Source organism: Mycobacterium scrofulaceum (assembly GCF_002086735.1).
In the GTDB taxonomy this organism is placed as follows: Bacteria; Actinomycetota; Actinomycetes; order Mycobacteriales; family Mycobacteriaceae; genus Mycobacterium; species Mycobacterium scrofulaceum.
In genome coordinates, this window is sequence record NZ_MVIJ01000004.1 from 57,748 (window position 1) to 77,327 (window position 19,580).

Here is a 19,580-nt window from a genome sequence, read left to right on the forward strand (position 1 = left end):
GCGCCTTAAATCAATTGCTTGACTTAACGCGCCCGGCGCCGATTAACTCGTCGGGTGGTCAACGAATTGGACGGCAAGGTCGCCGTCGTCACCGGCGGTGCGTCCGGCATCGGGCGCGGAATCGTGGAACGGTTCGTGGCCGAGGGATCGCGCGTCGTCATCGCCGACGTCGAGGCGGACAGGGGAGAGCAGCTCGCGCGCGCGTTGGGCACCGCCGCCGCGTTCCGGCGGACCGACGTCTCGGATCCCGAACAGGTCGGGGCGCTGGTCGCCGCCACCGTCGAGATGTTCGGCGGCCTGCACGTCATGGTCAACAACGCCGGGATCTCGAGCCCCCTGCGCCGATTGCTGGACGACGACCTGGCCGATTTCCACCGGGTGATGGGGGTCAACGTCCTCGGGGTGATGGCCGGCACCCGAGATGCGGCCCGCCACATGGCCGAAGCCGGCGGTGGATCGATCATCAACCTGACGTCGATCGGAGGGATCCAGGCGGGCGGCGGGGTGATGGTCTACCGGGCATCGAAAGCCGCCGTCATCCAGTTCACCAAGTCCGCCGCGATCGAACTGGCGCGTCACGAGGTTCGGGTCAACGCGATCGCACCGGGCAGCATCCCCACCCCGATCCTCGCGTCGTCGGCGGTCGACGTGGACCCCGATGAGCTGGCGCGGTTCGAAGCGCGGATTCGCCAGGGGATGCGTGACGACCGGCCACTGAAGCGCGAGGGGACGCCCGAAGACGTCGCCGAGGCGGCGCTGTACTTCGCCACCGATCGGTCCCGCTATGTCACCGGGGCGGTGTTGCCGGTCGACGGGGGGACGTCCGCCGGCAAGGTGACTCGTCCCCGCAACGAGTCGCGCAAGGGGGATTGAGGCCGGTGTCAGTCCCCGTGCGCGGGGTGTCCGGCGTGCGTTTCCAGCCGCAGCTTGGCCAGCGCCGCGGCGCGCGAAAGATCTTCGTTGCCAGCGCTTTCCGTGATCACGCTGTGCGAATGCGCCAGCACGCCGAGCACCGCCTCGGGCGAGAGATCGGGGAACTGACGCCCGAGCGCGTCGGCCGCCCTCCTCAACTCGAAGAGTTTGGGATACGCCCGTTCCTCCGGCGTAGGCGGCACGACACGGGTGACGTCCTGGGCGTGCTGCAGCACTGCGACGGTCTTCTTGCCGTCCTTGATCGGGGAGTTCATCGGTGTCCATACCCGGTAGACGAACTCGCCCGGATGCTGCCGGTCGGGAAGGTCGTAGCGCTGGACCCCCATCCAGTGCCGGACCCCACGGCGAAACACCAGCTCGAGTGACGCCGAGACGTTGGCCACGCCGTCCGCGTCCGGGTCGGACGGGTTGTCCGGGAAGACGTCGAACAGCTGGTGGCCCAGCAGGTCGTCCCGCGGATGCCCCGACACGCGTTCACAGGCGGAGTTCACCGCGCGGATCCGCCAGTCGCCGTCGGTCAGCAGGTATGGTGCCCACTTCGACTGGAACCACGCGGATTCCTCGATCGCGGACACCCGGCTGGCTGACAACATGAATACCCCCGCAATGGTTCACCGTCCCGACACCGGCACGTCGCCGCCGCGCAAGAAGCCATCGTGACCCAGCGGGACCGACCGGGGCGAGGGACCTTTGTCACCCGTTGCGGGCTTTGTGGCACCGATGTGTTTCGAGGGGCCCGGCTTTTAAATCAATCGCTTGACTTAATCACGGGATCGCGGTTGACTAACCGGGTGACCACCATCGGCCGGACCGTCCGCACCGAGCGGGCCAGCTCGACCCAGGAGGCGATCCTGGTTGCGGCCGAGCGGTTGTACGCCGAGCACGGCATGTTCGCGGTGTCCAACCGGCAGGTGAGCGAGGCCGCCGGCCAGGGCAACAATGCCGCGGTGGGCTACCACTTCGGGACGAAGGCCGACCTGGTGCGCGCGATCGAATACAAGCACCGCGGGCCGGTCGAGCAGTTGCGCGAGCAGATGGTGGCCGAGCTGCTCGAATCGGGTGGATCCATCGAGATGAGGGATTGGGTCGCCTGTCTGGTGCGGCCGCTCACCGACCACCTCGAGGAACTGGGCAATCCCACCTGGTACGCGCGTTTCGCGGCGCAGGCGATGACCGATCCCGCGTACTACAACATCATCGTCAAAGGCGCACTCAGCTCGCCGTCGCTGGTCCAGGTTGTCGATGGCATCAACCGGTGTTTGCCGGACCTGCCGGCCGAAGTGCACTTCGAGCGAAACATCATGGCCCGCAACCTTCTGATGCACACCTGCGCCGATCGTGAACGTGCGCTCGCCGCGGGTGCCGCGCAGCCCCAGCGTTCCTGGCGGGCGGCCGCATCGGGCCTGATCGACGCGATCGTGGGCCTGTGGCTGGCGCCCGTGACGCTGTACGAATGAAAGATTCGCGGATGAAAGTCACTGTCGACCAAGACCTTTGCGCTTCGTCGGGGAATTGTGTACCGAACGCGCCCGAGGTGTTCGACCAGCGGGACGACGACGGCGTCGTCGTCCTGCTCAACCCGAACCCGGCGCCGGAACAGGCCGAGGGCGCGCGGCGCGCGGCCGCGGCATGCCCCGCACTGGCCATCCGGATCGAGGAATGAGATGTCAGAGACGCTGACGAACGCTGCCGCGGCCGGGGCGGCCGCCGAGATACCGGACTATCCGATGCCGAGGCGGGCGGGCTGCCCTTTCGCCCCGCCGCCGGGGGTCATGGCGCTGGCCGAAGCGCGGCCGCTGTCCCGGGTCCGGATCTGGGACGGCAGCACACCGTGGCTCGTCACCGGCTACGAAGAAGTGCGGGAACTCTTTTCGGATTCGCGGGTCAGCGTCGACGACCGGCTGCCCGGCTTCCCACACTGGAACGCGGGCATGTTGTCAACGGTGCACAAGCGTCCGCGGTCGGTGTTCACCGCCGACGGGGAAGAGCACACCCGATTTCGGCGCATGTTGTCGAAGCCCTTCACCTTCAAGCGCGTCGAGGGTCTGCGGCCGACCATTCAGCAGATCACCGACGACCACATCGACGCGATGCTGGCCCGGCCGAAGCCTGCCGACGTGGTGACCGCGTTGGCTTTACCGGTCCCCTCGCTGGTGATCAGCCAGCTGCTCGGCGTGCCGTACGAAGACGCCGACATGTTCCAGCACCACGCGAACGTCGGGCTGGCGCGGTACGCGACGGGTGATGACACCGTCAAGGGCGCGATGAGCCTGCACAAGTATCTGGCCCAGTTGGTCGAGGCGAAGATCGAGGACCCGGCGGAGGACGCGGTATCCGATCTGGCCGAACGGGTCAAGGCCGGCGAGCTCAGCGTGAAAGAGGCCGCACAGCTGGGCACCGGACTCCTGATCGCCGGGCACGAGACCACCTCGAACATGATCGGGCTCGGGGTGCTCGCCCTTCTGGTGAACCGGGATCAGCTGGCCGTCATCCGCGACGCCGAGGATCCGAAGGTAATCGCCAGCGCGGTCGAGGAATTGTTGCGCTACCTCAGCATCATTCAGAACGGGCAGCGCCGCGTCGCGCTCGATGACATCCACCTCGCCGGGGAGACGATCCGCGCCGGCGAAGGCATCATCATCGACCTGGCGCCGGCCAATTGGGATCCGCACGCCTTCCCCGAACCCGACCGGCTTTACCTGCATCGCTCGGGGGCGGACCGCAACGTCGCATTCGGTTACGGGCGGCACCAGTGCGTCGGCCAGCAGCTCGCCCGCGCGGAGTTGCAGATCGTCTACCGGACCCTGTTCCGCCGTGTTCCCACGCTGGAATTGGCCATCCCGGTCGAGGACGTGCCGTTCAAGGACGATCGGCTCGCGTACGGCGTCTACGAACTTCCGGTGACCTGGTAGCCCCCGGGTCATTAGTCTCACAATGCCGATCCGAATGGAGGGTCAACGATGACGACTCAGACAAGCACCGTTTCGCTCTATCCGCCGGAAGGCTTCGGCGCCCCGAAGGATCGGCGCGGTCACGCCGCGGGCGCGGATGTCGGCCTGCCGGCGGGAACAGTGGTCTTCTCGGCGGACAACCACATTTCCCTGGCGGACGACATCTTCTACCAACGCTTTCCGGAGGACCTCAAGGACAAGGCGCCGCGGATCTGGTACGAGGACGGCGCCTATCAGGTGGGTCGCAAGGGGCAGTCGTTCCTGCCCGGCGACTTCAGCGCGGTGCTGATGCAATACGACGACCTGCCGGGCGCGGCGAGCACCAACATCGAGGCCCGCATCCAGGAATTGCACGACGACGGCGTCGACAAGGAGCTGGCCTTCCCCAACGCCATCCTCGCGCTGTTCCACTACCCGGACAAGAGCCTGCGCGAGCTGGCGTTTCGCATCTACAACGAGTACATCGCCGAACTGCAGGAACGCTCGGACGGGCACTTCTACGGCGCCGGGCTGATCAACTGGTGGGACCCGCGCGGTACCCGCACGACTCTGGAAGAACTGAAGTCTTTGGGGCTCAAGACCTTCCTGATGCCGCTGAATCCCGGCAAGGGCGACGACGGCAACCCGATCGACTACTCCAGCACGTCCATGAGGCCGGTGTGGGACGAGATCGAGGCCGCCGGCCTGCCCGTCACCCACCACATCGGGGAGACGCCACCGAAGAGCCCGACCGAGTTCAACAGCGTCGTCGTCGGGATGATGATCAACATCGACGGCTTCCGGGAGACGTTCGCCAAGTACATCTTTGGCGGCATCCTCGACGAGCACCCGGGGCTGCGGATCGGTTGGTTCGAGGGTGGCATCGCCTGGGTTCCGTGGGCGCTGCAGGATGCCGAACACCTGGTGGCCTCCTATCAGCACATGTTCAACCGCCCGCTGCAGCACGACGTGCGCTACTACTGGGACAACCATATGAGCGCGTCGTTCATGGTGGACCCGCTCGGTCTGCAGCTGATCGACAAGATCGGTGTGGACAAGGTCATGTGGTCCAGCGACTACCCGCACAACGAAAGCACCTACGGCTACTCGGAGAAGTCCTTGGCGGCCGTCGTCGAGGCCGTCGGGCCGGCCGACGCCGCGAAGATCGTGAGCGGCAACGTCACCAAGTTCCTGGGCCTGTAGTGGTGGCCCGATGACGACGTTCGCGCACGCCGGCACGGGTGCGGGCACGCTGGTGATCCCCGAAACGCCCGACCTGGGTAGGATGCGCCGGGAGACCGGGAAGCGACTGCGCTCGGCGATGGCCGACCGCGGCGTCGACGCACTGGTTCTGCTGGGCAACAGCGCGGTGGTCTATGCCACCGGCACCAGTTGGCCGCTGGGCGATGCGGGGTTGTCCTATGTGGAGCGGCCAGTCGCCGTGGTGCTCGCGGGGGACGACTGGCCGCATCTGTTCCTGCCGTTCCGTGAGGGCGCCGTCCAGGAGTCGGATCTGCCAGCCGATCATGTGCACGGGCCGGTGTATCTCGAATTCGACGAGGGCGTCGACGATTTCGCCCGCGTGTTGGCCGGGTTGATCCCGCGCGGAGCGGTGGTCGCGGTCGACGAGTGCACCGGTGCGATGTCGCGCGCCGGTAAGTCGTTGTTCCCGGGCGGCCCCCCGGTCGACGCCGCGGCCATCGTCGGCGCGGCCAAGGCGGTGAAGACGGCGGATGAGCTGTCCTGCGTGCGTACCGCCATCCGGATCACCGACGAGGCGATGGTCGAGGTGCACAAGCGATTGTCGCCGGGGATCCGTCAAATCGACCTGTCCGCAAGCTTTTTGCGGCGGGCCTTCGAGTTGGGCGCCACGGCCAGCATGCTCGAACCGATCTGGCAGGTGATGCCGCCCAGCAAGGCCGAGGGCGTGTGGACCACGCACGGCGACCTGGCGTTGCCGCTGTTGAGCACCGAGCGCGAGCTGGCCGAGGGCGACGTGCTGTGGACCGACGTCAGCATCACCTTCCACGGGTATTGCTCGGACTTCGGGCGCACCTGGATCGTGGGCCGGGATCCCTCGCCGCGCCAGCAGGCGCAGTTCGACAGATGGTTCGAGATCATGTCCGCCGTCCTGGGCGTCGCCAGGGCCGGGGCCACGGCGGCGGACCTCGGCCGGGCGGCCGTCGCCGCCAACGGCGGCAGCAAGCCGTGGCTCCCGCACTTCTACCTGGGCCACGGCATCGGTGTGAATGCGGCCGAGATGCCCATGATCGGAACGGATCTCGGTCAGGACTTCGACGAGAAGTACGTCCTGCAGGCCGGCATGGTGCTGGTCTTGGAGCCGGTGGTGTGGGAGGACGGCACCGGCGGTTACCGCAGCGAAGAGGTCCTGGTGATCACCGAGGAGGGCTGGATTCGGTTGACCGATTACCCCTATGACCCCTACGGCGCCCATGTCAGTTGACGTCTGCCCCGACGACCGCGCGCTGCGTTCGGGCCGCCGCCGGCGTGCCCTGGAACAGATGGCGGTGCACGACCTCGACGTGTTGGTCCTCGGTCGCCAAGCCAACGTCCGCTATGTCAGTGGCGCGCCGCAGCTGTGGGTCGCCGGCACCCGGCCGTTCGGCCCGACGTGCGTGCTGGTGCGCGCGACCGGGGCGATACACCTGCTCAGCACCTGGGACGAGGGCGTTCCCGACGACATCCCGCACGACAACCTGTACGGCATCTCGTGGAACCCGATGAACACCATGGCCGCGCTGCAGCGCATCGACGGCGCCGCCACCGCCCGGCGGGTCGGAACCGACGCGGTTTCACCGGTTTTCGCGCAACTGCTGCTGACGGCGTTCCCGAACGCGGAACTCGTGGACGGCGAACTGGCGATGCGCGCGGCGCGGCGCGTCAAGACGGCCGAAGAAGTGGCTTCGCTGCGGGAAGCGATCTCGGTGGCCGAAACCGGTTTGGCCGCCGCCGTGTCCGGGCTGCGGCCCGGGGCGAGCGAACAGGCGCTCGCCGGCGCCCTGCTGGAGGCCGTCGCGGCCGGCGGCGTGAGCACCCCGTCGAATCAGGACGTCGCGTGGGTGACGTCGCCCGACCACCCGTGGCGGCGGCCCAACGGCCGTGATCGTGTCCAAGGCCGCGTCCAAGACGGTGACCTGGTGGCGTTCTCGGCCGGTGTGCTGGCCGGGGGCTACATCGGTGAGGTCGGCCGCACCTGGCCGGTGGGTGCGGCCCGGGGCGCGGCCGCCCTGTACCGGCGCTGGGAAAACCTGTGGGACAGGCTCTTATCCGCATGTTGGCCCGGGGCATCCGCGCTCGGGTTGTTGGACGCCTACCAAGCCGTGGGGGAGGCGGCACCGCCGATGCCGGTGGCCCGCGGGCTGGGTATGGGCTTTGACCCGCCGGTGATCTCGAGCCACCTGCCCGCCACGGCGGCCGAGGAGCGGTTGGAGCCGGGCATGGTGCTGGCCGTGACCGGCTACGTCTGGGAGCGGGGAGTCGGGGCGGTCTTCGGACGGGAAGCGGTGCTGCTCACCGTCGAGGGCCCGGAGGTGCTGACCACCAGCCCGTCGTGGCGCGAATAGCCATGCCCGCCAGGCCCGACCCGTCGGCCGACGAGATCATCAGGTACCGCAGGGACGCCGAGACGCGCATCGCCACCATCACCTTCGACCGGCCGGGACAACTCAACGCGCCCACGATCGCCGCCCGCCTGCGCTACGCCGACCTCTTGCACCGCGCCTCGATCGACGACGAGGTCAAGGTACTGGTGGTCCGCGGGGCGGGCGAGGACCTGGGCTCGGGCGCGGATCTCGTCGAGGAGATGGCGGCGCAGAACTCGGCGGACCAGAAGGACCGGCTCGCCGAGTATCGGATCGACGACGACGAGGTCAGCTTTCCCCCCGAGGGTTCGTTTCGGCACGGCGCCACCCTCGGCCAGTGGTACGCCAACCCCAACTCGGGGATTCGCGGCCTGCAGGACTTCAAGAAGATCAGCATCCTCGAGGCCAAGGGCTACTGCTACGGCTGGCACTTCTACCAGGCCGCCGACGCGGACCTGGTGATCTCCAGCGACGACGCGCTGTTCGGGCATCCCTCGTTCCGCTATTACGGGTGGGGGCCGCGGATGTGGTGGTGGGCGCAGACGATAGGCATCCGCAAGTTCCAGGAAATGGTCTTCACCGGAAGGGCTTTCACGGCGGCGGAGATGTACGACTGCAACTTCCTCAACAGCGTGGTGCCCAGGGACGAGCTCGAAGCGGAGGTGGAGCGGTACGCGCTGGCCTGCGCGCGCAACCGTCCGACGGACACGGTGTTCATGCAGAAGGTCTTCTTCGAGATCATGAAGCAGTTCCAGGGCGAGTACCTGGGCAGCATGTTGAGCGGGATCTTCGAATCGATGGGCGGCGCCGTCCGGCCCGACGGCGACGACTTCCTGCTCCGAGACGCCCTCGATCGCGGACTGGGCGGGGCGGTCAAAGACAACGACGACAACTTCCCCCCGGAGTGGCGCCTGAGCAAGAAGGGCCGTAAGGGCAAGGGCGCCAAGAAAGAGCCCGCCCGAAAGCGGAAGCAGTAGTGGCGGAAAACGCCCCCGAGCCGCCACTGACCGGCTACACCGTCGTCGATCTGTCCACCGGGATAGCGGGCGCATACTGCACCAAGTTGCTGGCCGACGGCGGAGCGGGCGTCGTCAAGGTCGAGCCACCCGAAGGTGATCCACTGCGCTCCTGGTCCGCCTCGGACACCGTCATACCGCGCGGCGCAGACGGTGCGCTGTTCAGGTTCCTGGCTGGGTCCAAGCGCAGCGTCGTCGCGGATCCCGGCGTCGACGGCGACGCCGAGCTGGTCGACAGGTTGCTGGGGTCCGCCGACGCGGTGGTGTGGTCCAGCGGCTCAAAACTGGCCGACCACAAGGATTTTGCGCCCGCAGAGATGCGCCGACGCCATCCGCACCTGACGGTCATGTCGATCACACCCTTCGGGCTGCGGGGGCCCTGGCGGGACCGGGCGGCGACCGAATTCACGCTGCAGGCGTGGTCGGGCGGCATCGTCGGCCTCGGGCGTGGCGAGCCGGACCGCGCACCGGTGTTCGTGGGCGGGCAGGTCGGCGAGTACCTGGCCGGGGTATATGCGAGCGCGGCCATGCTCGCATCACGATACGGCCGAAGCGGCCCGGGCGAACTCCTGGACCTGTCGATGCTGGAGACGCAAATCCTGTGCCTGACGTACTATCCGGTCACCTACTTCGAGATGCTCGGGCGGCCATGGCGGGACGCGCGGCGCGTCACGGTCCCGGGTGTCGCCCGGGCCAGGGACGGGCTGGTGGACGTCGGCTGCGGCACCGCGCAGCAGTGGTTCGACCTGTGCGCGATGGTCGGCCACCCCGAATGGATCGACGAGGACTCTTCGCTGACCATCACCGAACGGGCCACCCTCCACGCCGACGAGATCTACGAGTGGTTCGGAAGCAACACGGTCGACGAGATCCGCGAACTGGCAACCGCTTTCCGGATCCCCAACGCCCCGGTCGCCAACGGGGCCAACATCGCCTCGCTCGACCACTTCCGCGAACGTGGCTCGTTCGTCGACGCGCCGGGCGGGGAGTTCCAGCAGCCGAGCCATCCCTACCGGATGACACCCGCGCGGCTGCGCCCGCCGCAACGGGCGCCGCGGCTCGGCGAGCACACGGCGCAGTACCGGACCGCCGCCCTGGCGCCCCGGCCCCGGCCCCGGCCCCGGCCCACCGGATCCGCGAACCGGTTGCCGCTGAGCGGGATCCGGGTGCTCGACATGACGACGTTCTGGGCCGGCCCCTGCTGCACGCACTTCCTGGCGATGCTGGGCGCCGAGGTCATCCACGTGGAGTCCACCCGCCGGCCGGACGGGACCCGGCTGATCGCCGGTGTGCCCGTCGGCGAGAGCCAGTGGTGGGAGAAGTCGCCGATCTTCGCGGCGCTGAACACCAACAAGAAGGGCCTCACGCTGGACCTGCAAAGTCCCCGCGGCCGGGAGCTCCTGCGCCGGCTCATCGCGACCTGCGACGTGGTGGTAGAAAACTTCACGCCGCGGGTGCTCGACCAGATGGGTCTGGATTTCCCCGCGCTGCAAGCCATCAGGGCCGACATCGTGATGGTGCGGATGCCGGGCTTCGGCCTGGACGGACCATGGCGCGACAACCCGGCATTCGCCTACGTCATCGAGGCCGCCGCGGGGCTGACGTGGCTGACCGGGTACGCCGACCGCGCGCCCTACGACCCCTACTCGATCGGAGACCCCAATGCGGGCATGCACGCGGTGAACGCGCTGCTGCTCGCGCTGGAGCACCGGCGCAACACCGGCCAGGGCGTGTTCGTCGAAGCGGCGATGGTCGACGCCGCGCTCAGCGTCGCCGCCGAGCAGGTCATCGAATACTCCGCCTACGGGGCGCTGCTGGACCGCGCGGGTAACCGAGGGCCCACCGCGGCGCCGCAGAACCTCTACCGCAGCGCCGACATCAACGAGTTCGGCCTGCCCGACAGCTGGGTAGCGATCGCCGTGAGCACCGACGAACAGTGGAAAGCCTTGACCGAGGCGATCGGGTCGCCCTCGTGGGCAACGGATCCCGGCCTGGCCAGCGCAGCGGCCCGCAGAGAACGCGCGGACGCTATCGACGAGCGGTTGGCCGCGTGGTGCGGGCGGCGCGGCCGCGACGAGATCGTCGCGCGTCTCTGGGCGGCGGGCGTTCCGGTGGCCAAGGTGATGCAACCGCACCGGCAGACCGAGTTGGGCCAGCTGGCGTTTCGCGGCTTCTTCGAAGAAGTCGATCACCCGGTGGCCGGCCCGGCTAGGCTCAGCACCGTGCCGATGAGGCTGTCCGCCGGACCGTCCAAGTTCCACACCCAGCACGCGCCGCTGCTGGGGCAGCACAACCGTGAACTGCTGAGCGAGCTGGGGTTGGGCGACTCGGAGATCGCGGCCCTGGAGGCCGACGGCGTCATCGGCCGCGCACCGGCGATGTGACGAGACGATGGCGATCGCTCCCTCGGACATCATGCTCACCGGCCGCGTCGCCGTGGTCACCGGCGGGGGAGGGGGCATCGGTCGCGGCGTCGCGGCCGGGCTCGCCGCCTTCGGTGCGTCGGTCGCGATCTGGGAGCGTGACGCGCAAAGCTGTGCTGATGCGGCGGAGTCCATTGGGGCCCTGGGTATCACGGCGGATGTACGGGACAGCGGACAGGTCGACGATGCGCTGCAGCGCACGACCACCGAACTCGGCACGCCGACGATCCTGGTGAACAACGCCGGAGGGGTGTTCTCGTCGCCGCTGCTGGAGACGAGTGAGAACGGTTGGGATGCGCTCTACCGGGCCAACCTGCGCCACGTGCTGCTGTGCACTCAGCGCATCGCGAGGCAGCTGGTGTCGGCGGGAATCGGCGGCAGCATCATCTCGGTGACATCGATCGAGGGCGTGCGCGCCGCACCGGGATATGCGGCGTACGCCGCGGCCAAGGCCGGCGTCGTCAACTACACCCAAACCGCGGCGCTAGAGCTGGCACCCCACGGCATTCGCGTGAACGCGATCGCACCCGACATCACGCTCACCGAAGGGCTGGCGCGGCTCGGCGGCGAGGCGGCACTGGCCGGCATCGGCCACGTCGTACCGCTGGGACGTCCCGGGAAGGTCGACGAGATCGCCAGCGTGGCGGTGTTTCTGGCGTCGGGCATGTCGGCCTACCTGACCGGACAGACCCTGCACGTCGACGGCGGCACCCATGCGGCGAGCGGTTGGTATCACGACCCGAAAACGGGCGCCTACCGGCTCGGCCCGTCCGGCTAGTGGGTCCACCCCTCGGCGGCCTGGGCCTCGAAGGTGCGGTCGATGCGCTCGAACCTGCGGTGGATCGAGGCGCGGGACGCTTCGTGCGGCAGCACGTACAGGCGATTGGCCAGGATCGCCTCCGCCGTCAACCGGGCGACATCTTCTACGCCGACGCCCTCGTCCTGAGTCGGTAGCGTCCCGTCCGCCGCCTTCGGCGAAGACGTCAGCCCGTAGTCCGCACCGCGGATCCGTTCCGAGTTGGAGACCAGCTTGGTCTCAACGACCATCGGGCACAGCACGGACACCCCGATACCGTGGTCCTTGAGCTCGCGGGCAAGGGTTTCCGCCAGGCCCACCACACCGTATTTCGCGACGCCGTACGCCCCGAGGCCGGCGTTGGGAACCAGGCCGGCGAAGGAGGCGGTGAAGGCGAGGTGTCCGCCCGTGCCCTGCTCGAGCAGCCTCGGCAGGAACGCCTCGACGGCGTGGATGTTGCCCCACAGGTCGATATCGATGACCCAGCGCCAGTCGTCGTGGGTCATCTGCGCGATCGGGCCCGCGACCACGATGCCGGCATTGCTGAAGACCACGTCGACGCGGCCGAGCAGCCGGAAGGATTCCTTCGCGAGGTGAACCATTTCGTGGAGATGCCGGACGTCGCATATCACGCCGTGCGCGTCGAATCCCTGGGCGCGCAGGTGATTTACCGCCTGTTCCAGGCCGGGCTGATCGACGTCGGACAACACCACGCGGGCCCCCCGCCGGGCGAATTCGGTGGCCGTGGCCAAACCGATACCACTCGCACCGCCGGTGACGACCGTTCCGCGACCTTCGAATCCGTCCATGGGACGGAACTCTATTTCAAACAGCTACCCGCATCGATGGGCAGGGTCACCCCGGTGATGTAGCGAGACTCGTCCGAGGCGAAGAACAGCACCGCATTGCTGATGTCGATGGGTTCGACCCACGGGATGGGCAGGGTGTGGAACAGCTGGCAGATCGGCGCCATGTCGTCGGGACCCGGGTTCTCCAGGTCGGGGCGGAACATCTTGAAGGTGCCCTCGTTGTGCAGCATCGGCGTCTTGACGTGCGTCGGGTGCACCGAGTTGACCCGAATCATGTGCTGCCCCAACTCGACTCCGAAGGCGCGCATCAGCCCGACGACCCCGTGCTTGGCGGCGACGTAGTGGCCGGTGTGCGGGTAGGCCTTGAGCCCGCCGACCGAACTGGTCAGAATGATCGACCCGCCCCGGCCGCCCGACAGGAGATGTGGCACACCGGCTTTCACGGTCTTCCATACGCCGGCCAGGTTGATGTCGATCATCTCCGTCCAGTCTTCTTCGCTGGTCTTGTCGAGCGTGTCACCGCCGTTGCCGATACCGGCGTTGGCCACGATGATGTCGAGCCGGCCGAGTTGCTCGACGCCACTGTCCACCGCGGCTTTCAGCGCCTCGTAGTCGCGCACATCGACTTCGGCGGTGACGATCCTGCGGTCGTATCCCTTGACCAGGTCGGCCGTCTCCGCCAGGTCCTCGGGTGTGGATGCCGGGATGGCGGTGTCGGTGACGCCCTCGCGGATGGGCCGGCAGATGTCGACGGCGATGATGTCGGCACCCTCTTGCGCCAACCGGACAGCGTGGCTGCGGCCCTGACCGCGCGCCGCTCCGGTGACGAAAGCGACCTTGCCCTCAACACGTCCGGTCATGGCTACCTCAACTCCTGACTATTGATCGCACGCCTCAGCGCGGAACAGCCGTAACCGCGTTCCCGAGGATCGCGATTCTCGCCGCCTTTGCACTCTGTCACCACCCCGTCGCGGGTGTCAACGACGAATCCGTTTTGGCTATTTGCGGTTCTAGATATTAGAGAATGTCATTCTCGGCAGCAAATGACGTGCGGTAGTCGATCGGATCGAGCACGGGGTGGCGGTACCGGGATTGTGGTCTAACCGACGAATCCGCGGGAGCAGAAGTCCCACACCTCTTCGCTGGTGATCGGGTGCACGGTCGCGTCGTCGGAGCCGCCACTGGATTGCGCGATGAACATGACCGTCTGCATGGTCATCGCGGCCATCCGCTTCGGGTTGACGCCCGCGCGCAACTTGCCGGCATCGCTGGCCGCTTCCATCAGTTCGGTCAGCAAAGCGAGTAGAGGCGCGTGTGCCACCTTGACCTCGGCAGGGTGTGTCACCAGCAACCGCGGCGCGAAGTCGGTGAACAGCGGGCGCTTGGCGGTCGGGTCCGGACGCGAGGCCTCGTAGAGGAGTTGGACGGCGACCTTCAGCCGTTCCAGCGGGTCCGCTTGGCTTTCCGTCGCGGCGCGGATCTGGTCGGCGGACCGGCTCAGGGCGTCCTCGAACAGCGCCAGCAACAGCTCGTGTTTGCCGTCGAACTGCAGGTAGAAGCTGCGCAGCGACTGGCGGGACCGGTCGACGACCTCCTGGACGGTAAAGTCCGTGGAGCCCTTCTCGATGATGATCGCCTGCGCCGCGTCGAGGAAGCGCTGAACGCGTTGCGCGGCGCGCAGTTTCGCCGTCTTGATGGACCTCTCGACGGCGCGTTGCTTCCAGGCGGGCTCTTCGCTGGGGCTGGTCACGGCCGGCTCAGCAGATTGCCGCGAGGGGAGAACATGATTGGACTCTACCGGAGAACGCCGTGACATCGGTGCGCTCGACCCCCTCACGGATCATGTGTCGGAGATTGTAACTTTCTCGTCACGAGAATACTATTCTCTTAGACGTGTGTATGGAAGCGTAATCATAAGAGCGGACCGCGCCGTCGGCGGAAACGATGATCTACCGATGCCGGACAGCGCTCACGACCGTTTCGGGGAGTCGCGTGCAGCTCACCTTCGACGCCGACGTGGAGGCGTTCCGCTCCGAATTCGTCGCCTTCCTTCAGGCGCATCTGCCCTCCGAGGCCGAGGCGTCCGAACGGCCCCGCTCCAGCTCGCACGTGCCGGAATGGGCCCGCCGCTGGCAACGGCTGCTGTTCGACAGCGGGTGGTTGCTCCCCGGCAATCCGCCCGAGTTCGGCGGACGCAACGCCACGCTGTTGCAGCAATACGTCTACTTGGAGGAACTGGGGCGGCGGCGCATCTATCAAAGCTTCAATCCGCAAGGGGTGGGCATCATTGCGGCGTCATTGCTGAGCTTCGGTACGCCCGAACAAAAGCAACGCTGGGCGGTGCCGATCCTGCGAGCGGAGCTGACCGCCTCGCTGGGAATGAGCGAACCCGGCGCGGGCTCCGACCTCGCGTCGCTCAAAACTCGGGCGGTGCTCGACGGTGACCACTTCGTCGTCAACGGGCAGAAGGTGTGGACGTCGGGCGCCCACGATGCCGACGTGCTGCTGACCTTCGTGCGCACCGACCCAAAGGCACCGAAGCACAAGGGGATCAGCGTGCTGCTGATCCCGACCGATGCGCCCGGCGTGGTGCGCCGCCCGTTCGCGTCGATGTGCGACGGCGACGAAGTCGACTTCAACGAGGTGTTCTTCACCGACGTGCGCGTGCCGGCGGAAAACCTGGTGGGTCAGCTCAACGAGGGTTGGCGGGTGGCCACCGGTTCCCTGGGGCACGAACGCGTCATGCTCTGGATGGGCTACGTCGACCTATTGCACGAACTGAGCATCGATTTCCGCCCGGCAGGCCCGCTGCAGCGGGATCGCTACGCGTCCCTGGTGATGGACGCCTACGCGCTGCGGCTCCTGGGATCCGCGGCGTTGTCGCGGGCCGCCCGCGGCGAAGAGGACGTGCCCGCCCAGTCGGTGCTCAAGCTGCTCGGTTCCGAGGCCCTGCAGCGGGCCTCGGAGGACGCGCTGGACGCCGCGCGCGCGGACGGGCTCGTGTACCGGGCGGTGACCGCCCCGTTCGCCCCGCTGAACCTCGACAGCCACTACCGCAGCTGGTTCGACCGATACGCGCGCAGCTTCGCCGCGACGATTGCCGGCGGCACCTCGGAAATCCAGCGGAACATCGTCGCCGAACGGGTGCTCGGACTGCCGCGCAACTAGCGGGCATCCAACCGGGCGTAGTAACCGATCGCGACGAGCCCGGCCGCGATCGACACGGCGCCTAACAGCATGCCGGCCAACGCCATTCGCGGGTTGTCCGCTTCGCCTCGCTGCACCCGCCTGCGCGCGATGTCGCCCGTGATCACCGCCGCGATCCCGAAGGGCACCCCGACCAGCAGCGAGCACGTGACGAGCGCGATCAGCCCCACGAGCAGCGAAGCGACCCCCATCTCGTTTCGGGGTTGCTCCGGTTGGCTCATCAGTTCCATCCTCTTGTCGGCCAGCCGAAGTCTACGCGCAGGATCGTCGGTCTCCTCCGCGACAAGAATTCCGGGGCGCGCCCGACTACAACTGCGCCAGGCGAGGCGCAGACCGCTTGTCCACGAGAGCCTTTCCGGCTTCGCGGGTCAACTCGCGGGCGCTGCCGAGCAGCCCGTCCAGGATCAGCGACCGTTTGACATGGTGGTGCAGCGGGTGCTCGGCGGTGAAGCCGAAGCCTCCGAGCACCTGCTGGCAGTGCCGGGCGGCGGTCAGCGCGGCCTGGCCGGCGGCGGCTTTCGCCAGCAGCGAGGCCAGCCCGTCGTGAGCGTCGACCTGCTCGGCGGTGTGCAGCGTCGCCTCGGCACCCTCGATCGCGACCAGTGTCTCGGCCAGCCGGTGCCGGATCGCCTGGAACGAGCTGATGTGCCGCCCGAATTGAACGCGGTCGAGGGCGTGCCGGCGCGCCAGCCAGAGCATGGCCCGGCCGGCGCCGACCAACCACCAGCCCAGTGCCCGCCGCCCGGCCGCCAGCGCGGGCCCCGGCAGCGGATTGCCCTGCGGCACAAGGCGGATCGGTAGCGACTCGTCGATCGCCGCGTCGGCGCCCTCGCCGCGCTCCCAGATCACCCAGGAGCCGCCGGCGAACGGGAGCGGCATGGCCCCGCCGGGCGGCGCACCGGCCGCACGCGCCAGCACGTCGTTGAGCACCGGTGCGTGGGCACCGGTCTCGCCGAGCAGCCGGAAGACCAGAGGCGCGGCGACCCCGGGCATCTCGTCGAGCATGTCGTGCCAGCCCAGCTCGGTCAGCGCCGCGTCGAGCTTGGCGCCCGACGCGGCCGCCATCGTCGTCCGCAGCGAACCCTCCAGCAGGCGCAGCGACTCGGGATCCGTGCTGTCGTCCACGGTTCACTCCTTCCCTAGGTCGAGCAGCCGCCGAGCGATGATGTTGCGCTGGATCTCGGCGGTACCGCCGTAGATGGTCGCCGCGCGCGAATACAGGTATTCCGCGCGCCAGGGGGTGCCGTCGAGCTCGATCGTTCCGGGCAGCAGGTCGCGGACGGTGTCGTAGAGCCGTTGCTCGGCGCCGGCGAGCAGCACCTTGTCAATGGAGGTGTCCGGCCCCAGCCGGGCGCCGTCGCGCAGCCGGTGCTGGGTGTCGCGGGATCGGCAACGCAGCGTGTGCAGCGCCAGATAGGCTGCGCCAAGAGCGGATTCGTCCGGTTCGCCGGCATCGGAGGCCTGCGCGATGAGGTCGTCGAAGCGGGAGTACAGGTAAGCGATGCGCTGCCAGAAGCAGGTGGACCGCTCGTAGGGCAGCAGGTCCATCGCGAGTCGCCAGCCGTCTCCCGGCTTGCCGAGCATCCGGCTCCCCGGGATCACCACGTCGTCGTAATAGACCTCGCAGAATTCGTCGACCCCGTGCATGGTCCGCAGCGGCCGGATGGTGATACCGGGAGTGTCGAGGTCGACGAAGAAGGCGGTGATCCCGTCGTGGCCGGGCGCGGTGCGGGTGAGCAGCACGCAGCGCGTCGAGAACTGCGCGAAGCTGGTCCACACCTTCTGCCCGTTGACGATCCAGTCGTCGCCTTGCCGCGTCGCGCGGGTGGTCAGCGAGGCCAGGTCGCTGCCGGACCCCGGCTCGGAAAAGCCCTGGCACCATTGCTCTTCGCCGCGCAGCAGCCGCGGCACCATTTCGGCGGCGAGCCCCGGTGGGGCGTAATCGATCATGGTGGGCGCGAGCACCTCGAGCATCGAATACGGGCCGGGTTCGGCGAGACGGCGACCGACGACCTCCTCGCCGACGATCGCGCGCAACACGGCGGGACCGCCCAACCCGCCGACCTCGGTGGGCCAGCCGTAGCGCATCCAGTCGGCGTCGTAGAGGGCGCGGCTGACCCGGGCGAACTGCCGCATGTGGGCCTGCAGCGAGTGATCGGGCCCGGGGGTCAGGTCATTGTCGTCGAGCCACGAGCGTAAACCCGCCCGGAACTCCTCGACATTCACGGCGTGGGGCGGCCGACGGCGTGCGGGCGCCCGGAGTCGTGCACGCCGCTGCGGCGGATGAACGTCATGGCACGGGTTTTCAGCCGCCACCCGTCGGAAGTGCGGGCGTAGGTGTCGCGGTAGTAGCCGATCCGCATGTCGTGGGTCGCATGGTCGATGAAGCACAGCGGCTGCGTGCCGCTCGCGGAATTTTCGTCGAGGTCGTCGATCAAGGCGGTCCCGGTGAGGAACAAGCCCTTCGGGGCCGCCGCCACCAGCTCGGGGAACCGGTCCAAGGTGTAGGTGGAGCCGAAGGCGCTGTAGGTGCCGTCCGGTGTGAACACCCCGATGAGGCCGTCGATGTCTTCCTGGGTGATGGTGACCGCGTAGCGGGCCAGCAGCTGCTGGATCTCGACCAGGTCGTCAGTTCGGGTTGGCTGACTTATTGACATAGACCTTGCCGCCTTTCATGACAAAGCGCACGTTCTGGGTAACGGTGATGTCTTCCAACGGGTTTCCGGAGACCGCGATGATGTCGGCGCGCTGGCCCGGCGCGAGCCGGCCGCGGTCGGTCGAGTTGATCAGCTCGGCCGCGGTCACCGTCGCCGCCCGCAGCACCGCCAGCGGCGGCAGCCCCCAGTTGACCAGGGTGACCAGCTCGTCGGCGTTGCGTCCGTGCGGGATCGCGGGTGCGTCGGTGCCGACCGCGATCTTCACCCCGGCTTCGTAAGCGGCCAGTATGGAGGTCCGCGCCTTGGGGAACATCTCGGCGGCCTTGGCCTGCAGCTCGGGCGGGGCGTGGGAGACGTCCATCGCATCGCCGTCGGCCAGGCGCCGGGTGCTCACCAGGAAGGTGCCGTGCTCGACCATGGACGCGATGGCTTCGTCGTCGATCAAGAAGCCGTGCTCGATGCAGTCGATACCGGCGTCGACGGCGTGCATGACCGCGTCGGCGCCGTGCGTGTGCGCGGCGACGCGCAGCCCACGGCGGTGCGCCTCGTCCACGATCGCGCGCAACTCCTCGTCCGAATAGTGTTGCGCGCCAGGCGGACCGGTCAGTGACATCACCCCGCCCGAGCAGCAGACCTTGATCAGCTCGGCGCCGTGTTTGATCTGGTAGCGCACCGCTTTGCGGATCTCGTCGATGCCGTTGGCGATGCCCTCCTCGACGGTGAGCTCCAGCGCATGGGGCGCGAACGCCGCGAACATCGTCGGGTCCAGGTGGCCCCCCGTCGGCGTGATCGCGTGCCCGGCGGGCACCACGTGGGGTCCGTCGATCCAGCCGGCGTCAATCGCCTTGCCCAGCGCGACGTCCAACAGGTACCCGCCGGTCTTGACGAACAGGCCGAGGTTGCGCACGGTCGTGAACCCGGCACGCAGCGTGCGCCGAGAGTTGCCGACCGCGCGCAGCACCCGCGTCGGCGGATCGTCTTGAACCTGGGACAGCCCGGGCTTTTCGCCACGGCCACCCATCAACAGGTTGACCTCCATGTCCATCAGGCCCGGCAGCAGGATGTGGTCGCCGAGGTCGATCACGTCACCGGCGGGCTCACCTCCCACACCCGTGATCCGGTCGCCCTCGACCTGCACGACACCGGGAGACACGATCTCGCCGGCGTCGATGTCGAGCAGCCCGGCGGCCTTGAGCGTGAACACCGG

Annotated in this window: 20 protein-coding genes; 11 read left to right on the forward strand and 9 right to left on the reverse strand. The window is 68.1% G+C overall.

Annotated elements, in window-relative coordinates; translation table 11 throughout:
* Nucleotides 1-54: 54 nt before the first annotated feature.
* A complete protein-coding gene (locus BST44_RS04525; protein ID WP_083175248.1) occupies nucleotides 55-873 on the forward strand; it encodes an SDR family NAD(P)-dependent oxidoreductase in 819 nt (272 codons plus the stop codon).
* An 8-nt stretch (nucleotides 874-881) separates the two neighbouring features.
* Here BST44_RS04525 and BST44_RS04530 read toward each other — a convergent pair whose 3' ends face one another.
* On the reverse strand, nucleotides 882-1,526 hold the full coding sequence (locus BST44_RS04530; protein ID WP_083175250.1) for a PAS domain-containing protein: 645 nt from the start codon (nucleotides 1,524-1,526) through the stop codon (nucleotides 882-884).
* A 198-nt stretch (nucleotides 1,527-1,724) separates the two neighbouring features.
* Between BST44_RS04530 and BST44_RS04535 the strand changes: the two genes are divergently transcribed.
* The 9 genes from BST44_RS04535 to BST44_RS04575 all read left to right on the forward strand — a co-directional run bounded on the left by BST44_RS04535 (nucleotide 1,725) and on the right by BST44_RS04575 (nucleotide 11,682).
* Entirely contained in the window at nucleotides 1,725-2,390 is a 666-nt protein-coding gene (locus BST44_RS04535; protein WP_083175252.1) for a TetR/AcrR family transcriptional regulator, read from the forward strand.
* 11 nt (nucleotides 2,391-2,401) lie between these two features.
* Entirely contained in the window at nucleotides 2,402-2,596 is a 195-nt protein-coding gene (locus tag BST44_RS04540) for a ferredoxin (RefSeq protein WP_083175407.1), read from the forward strand.
* A 1-nt stretch (nucleotide 2,597) separates the two neighbouring features.
* Nucleotides 2,598-3,845 (forward strand): cytochrome P450, encoded by a 1,248-nt coding sequence (locus BST44_RS04545; RefSeq protein ID WP_083175253.1) that lies wholly within the window; start codon nucleotides 2,598-2,600, stop codon nucleotides 3,843-3,845.
* 159 nt (nucleotides 3,846-4,004) lie between these two features.
* Nucleotides 4,005-5,066, forward strand: coding sequence for an amidohydrolase family protein (locus BST44_RS04550; RefSeq protein ID WP_208619726.1), 1,062 nt, complete (start codon nucleotides 4,005-4,007; stop codon nucleotides 5,064-5,066).
* 10 nt (nucleotides 5,067-5,076) lie between these two features.
* Nucleotides 5,077-6,327: a M24 family metallopeptidase gene (locus tag BST44_RS04555; protein ID WP_083175256.1), complete on the forward strand. Its 1,251-nt coding sequence runs from the start codon at nucleotides 5,077-5,079 to the stop codon at nucleotides 6,325-6,327.
* Entirely contained in the window at nucleotides 6,317-7,447 is a 1,131-nt protein-coding gene (locus BST44_RS04560; protein WP_083175258.1) for a M24 family metallopeptidase, read from the forward strand. Before BST44_RS04555 ends, BST44_RS04560 begins: the two co-directional genes overlap by 11 nt.
* A gap of 2 nt (nucleotides 7,448-7,449) precedes the next feature.
* Nucleotides 7,450-8,442, forward strand: a complete 993-nt coding sequence (locus BST44_RS04565) for an enoyl-CoA hydratase/isomerase family protein (RefSeq protein ID WP_083175260.1) — start codon at nucleotides 7,450-7,452, stop codon at nucleotides 8,440-8,442.
* The gene (locus tag BST44_RS04570) at nucleotides 8,442-10,865 is read left to right on the forward strand and encodes a CaiB/BaiF CoA transferase family protein (RefSeq protein WP_083175261.1); all 2,424 of its coding nucleotides are present in this window, start codon (nucleotides 8,442-8,444) and stop codon (nucleotides 10,863-10,865) included. The genes BST44_RS04565 and BST44_RS04570 overlap by 1 nt, the downstream gene beginning before the upstream one ends.
* 7 nt (nucleotides 10,866-10,872) lie before the next feature.
* A complete protein-coding gene (locus tag BST44_RS04575; RefSeq protein WP_083175263.1) occupies nucleotides 10,873-11,682 on the forward strand; it encodes an SDR family NAD(P)-dependent oxidoreductase in 810 nt (269 codons plus the stop codon).
* Here BST44_RS04575 and BST44_RS04580 read toward each other — a convergent pair.
* The 3 genes from BST44_RS04580 to BST44_RS04590 all read right to left on the reverse strand — a co-directional run bounded on the left by BST44_RS04580 (nucleotide 11,679) and on the right by BST44_RS04590 (nucleotide 14,259).
* A complete protein-coding gene (locus BST44_RS04580; RefSeq protein WP_083175265.1) occupies nucleotides 11,679-12,509 on the reverse strand; it encodes an SDR family NAD(P)-dependent oxidoreductase in 831 nt (276 codons plus the stop codon). The two genes, BST44_RS04575 and BST44_RS04580, sit on opposite strands and share 4 nt — an antisense overlap.
* 11 nt (nucleotides 12,510-12,520) lie before the next feature.
* Nucleotides 12,521-13,369, reverse strand: a complete 849-nt coding sequence (locus BST44_RS04585; RefSeq protein ID WP_083175266.1) for a mycofactocin-coupled SDR family oxidoreductase — start codon at nucleotides 13,367-13,369, stop codon at nucleotides 12,521-12,523.
* Nucleotides 13,370-13,608: 239 nt separating this feature from the next.
* Nucleotides 13,609-14,259 carry a TetR/AcrR family transcriptional regulator gene (locus BST44_RS04590; RefSeq protein ID WP_083175268.1) on the reverse strand — a complete coding sequence of 217 codons (651 nt, stop codon included), beginning with the start codon at nucleotides 14,257-14,259 and terminating at the stop codon, nucleotides 13,609-13,611.
* A gap of 242 nt (nucleotides 14,260-14,501) precedes the next feature.
* Between BST44_RS04590 and BST44_RS04595 the strand changes: the two genes are divergently transcribed.
* Nucleotides 14,502-15,677 carry an acyl-CoA dehydrogenase family protein gene (locus tag BST44_RS04595; RefSeq protein WP_083175269.1) on the forward strand — a complete coding sequence of 392 codons (1,176 nt, stop codon included), beginning with the start codon at nucleotides 14,502-14,504 and terminating at the stop codon, nucleotides 15,675-15,677.
* Here the strand turns inward: BST44_RS04595 and BST44_RS04600 are convergent.
* From BST44_RS04600 to BST44_RS04620, 5 genes are all read right to left on the reverse strand, one after another.
* Nucleotides 15,674-15,937 carry a DUF4190 domain-containing protein gene (locus BST44_RS04600; RefSeq protein ID WP_083175409.1) on the reverse strand — a complete coding sequence of 88 codons (264 nt, stop codon included), beginning with the start codon at nucleotides 15,935-15,937 and terminating at the stop codon, nucleotides 15,674-15,676. The genes BST44_RS04595 and BST44_RS04600 overlap by 4 nt on opposite strands.
* A gap of 85 nt (nucleotides 15,938-16,022) precedes the next feature.
* On the reverse strand, nucleotides 16,023-16,781 hold the full coding sequence (locus tag BST44_RS04605) for an acyl-CoA dehydrogenase family protein (RefSeq protein ID WP_439330693.1): 759 nt from the start codon (nucleotides 16,779-16,781) through the stop codon (nucleotides 16,023-16,025).
* Nucleotides 16,782-16,844: 63 nt separating this feature from the next.
* Nucleotides 16,845-17,942 carry an acyl-CoA dehydrogenase family protein gene (locus BST44_RS04610; RefSeq protein WP_083175272.1) on the reverse strand — a complete coding sequence of 366 codons (1,098 nt, stop codon included), beginning with the start codon at nucleotides 17,940-17,942 and terminating at the stop codon, nucleotides 16,845-16,847.
* Nucleotides 17,939-18,373, reverse strand: coding sequence for a nuclear transport factor 2 family protein (locus BST44_RS04615; RefSeq protein ID WP_083175274.1), 435 nt, complete (start codon nucleotides 18,371-18,373; stop codon nucleotides 17,939-17,941). Before BST44_RS04615 ends, BST44_RS04610 begins: the two co-directional genes overlap by 4 nt.
* Complete coding sequence (locus tag BST44_RS04620; RefSeq protein WP_083175275.1) at nucleotides 18,345-19,577, reverse strand: metal-dependent hydrolase family protein; 1,233 nt, start codon at nucleotides 19,575-19,577, stop codon at nucleotides 18,345-18,347. Before BST44_RS04620 ends, BST44_RS04615 begins: the two co-directional genes overlap by 29 nt.
* Between the last annotated feature and the right edge of the window lie 3 nt (nucleotides 19,578-19,580).

Coding starts and splice junctions, on each gene's coding strand:
- BST44_RS04600 (WP_083175409.1), bottom strand. CDS start 15,937: ATGAGCCAACCGGAGCAACCCCGAAACGAGATGGGGGTCGCTTCGCTG.
- BST44_RS04565 (WP_083175260.1), top strand. CDS start 7,450: ATGCCCGCCAGGCCCGACCCGTCGGCCGACGAGATCATCAGGTACCGC.
- BST44_RS04575 (WP_083175263.1), top strand. CDS start 10,873: ATGGCGATCGCTCCCTCGGACATCATGCTCACCGGCCGCGTCGCCGTG.
- BST44_RS04560 (WP_083175258.1), top strand. CDS start 6,317: ATGTCAGTTGACGTCTGCCCCGACGACCGCGCGCTGCGTTCGGGCCGC.
- BST44_RS04580 (WP_083175265.1), bottom strand. CDS start 12,509: ATGGACGGATTCGAAGGTCGCGGAACGGTCGTCACCGGCGGTGCGAGT.
- BST44_RS04530 (WP_083175250.1), bottom strand. CDS start 1,526: ATGTTGTCAGCCAGCCGGGTGTCCGCGATCGAGGAATCCGCGTGGTTC.
- BST44_RS04605 (WP_439330693.1), bottom strand. CDS start 16,781: ATGGCGGCCGCGTCGGGCGCCAAGCTCGACGCGGCGCTGACCGAGCTG.
- BST44_RS04615 (WP_083175274.1), bottom strand. CDS start 18,373: ATGTCAATAAGTCAGCCAACCCGAACTGACGACCTGGTCGAGATCCAG.
- BST44_RS04555 (WP_083175256.1), top strand. CDS start 5,077: ATGACGACGTTCGCGCACGCCGGCACGGGTGCGGGCACGCTGGTGATC.
- BST44_RS04585 (WP_083175266.1), bottom strand. CDS start 13,369: ATGACCGGACGTGTTGAGGGCAAGGTCGCTTTCGTCACCGGAGCGGCG.
- BST44_RS04545 (WP_083175253.1), top strand. CDS start 2,598: ATGTCAGAGACGCTGACGAACGCTGCCGCGGCCGGGGCGGCCGCCGAG.
- BST44_RS04540 (WP_083175407.1), top strand. CDS start 2,402: ATGAAAGTCACTGTCGACCAAGACCTTTGCGCTTCGTCGGGGAATTGT.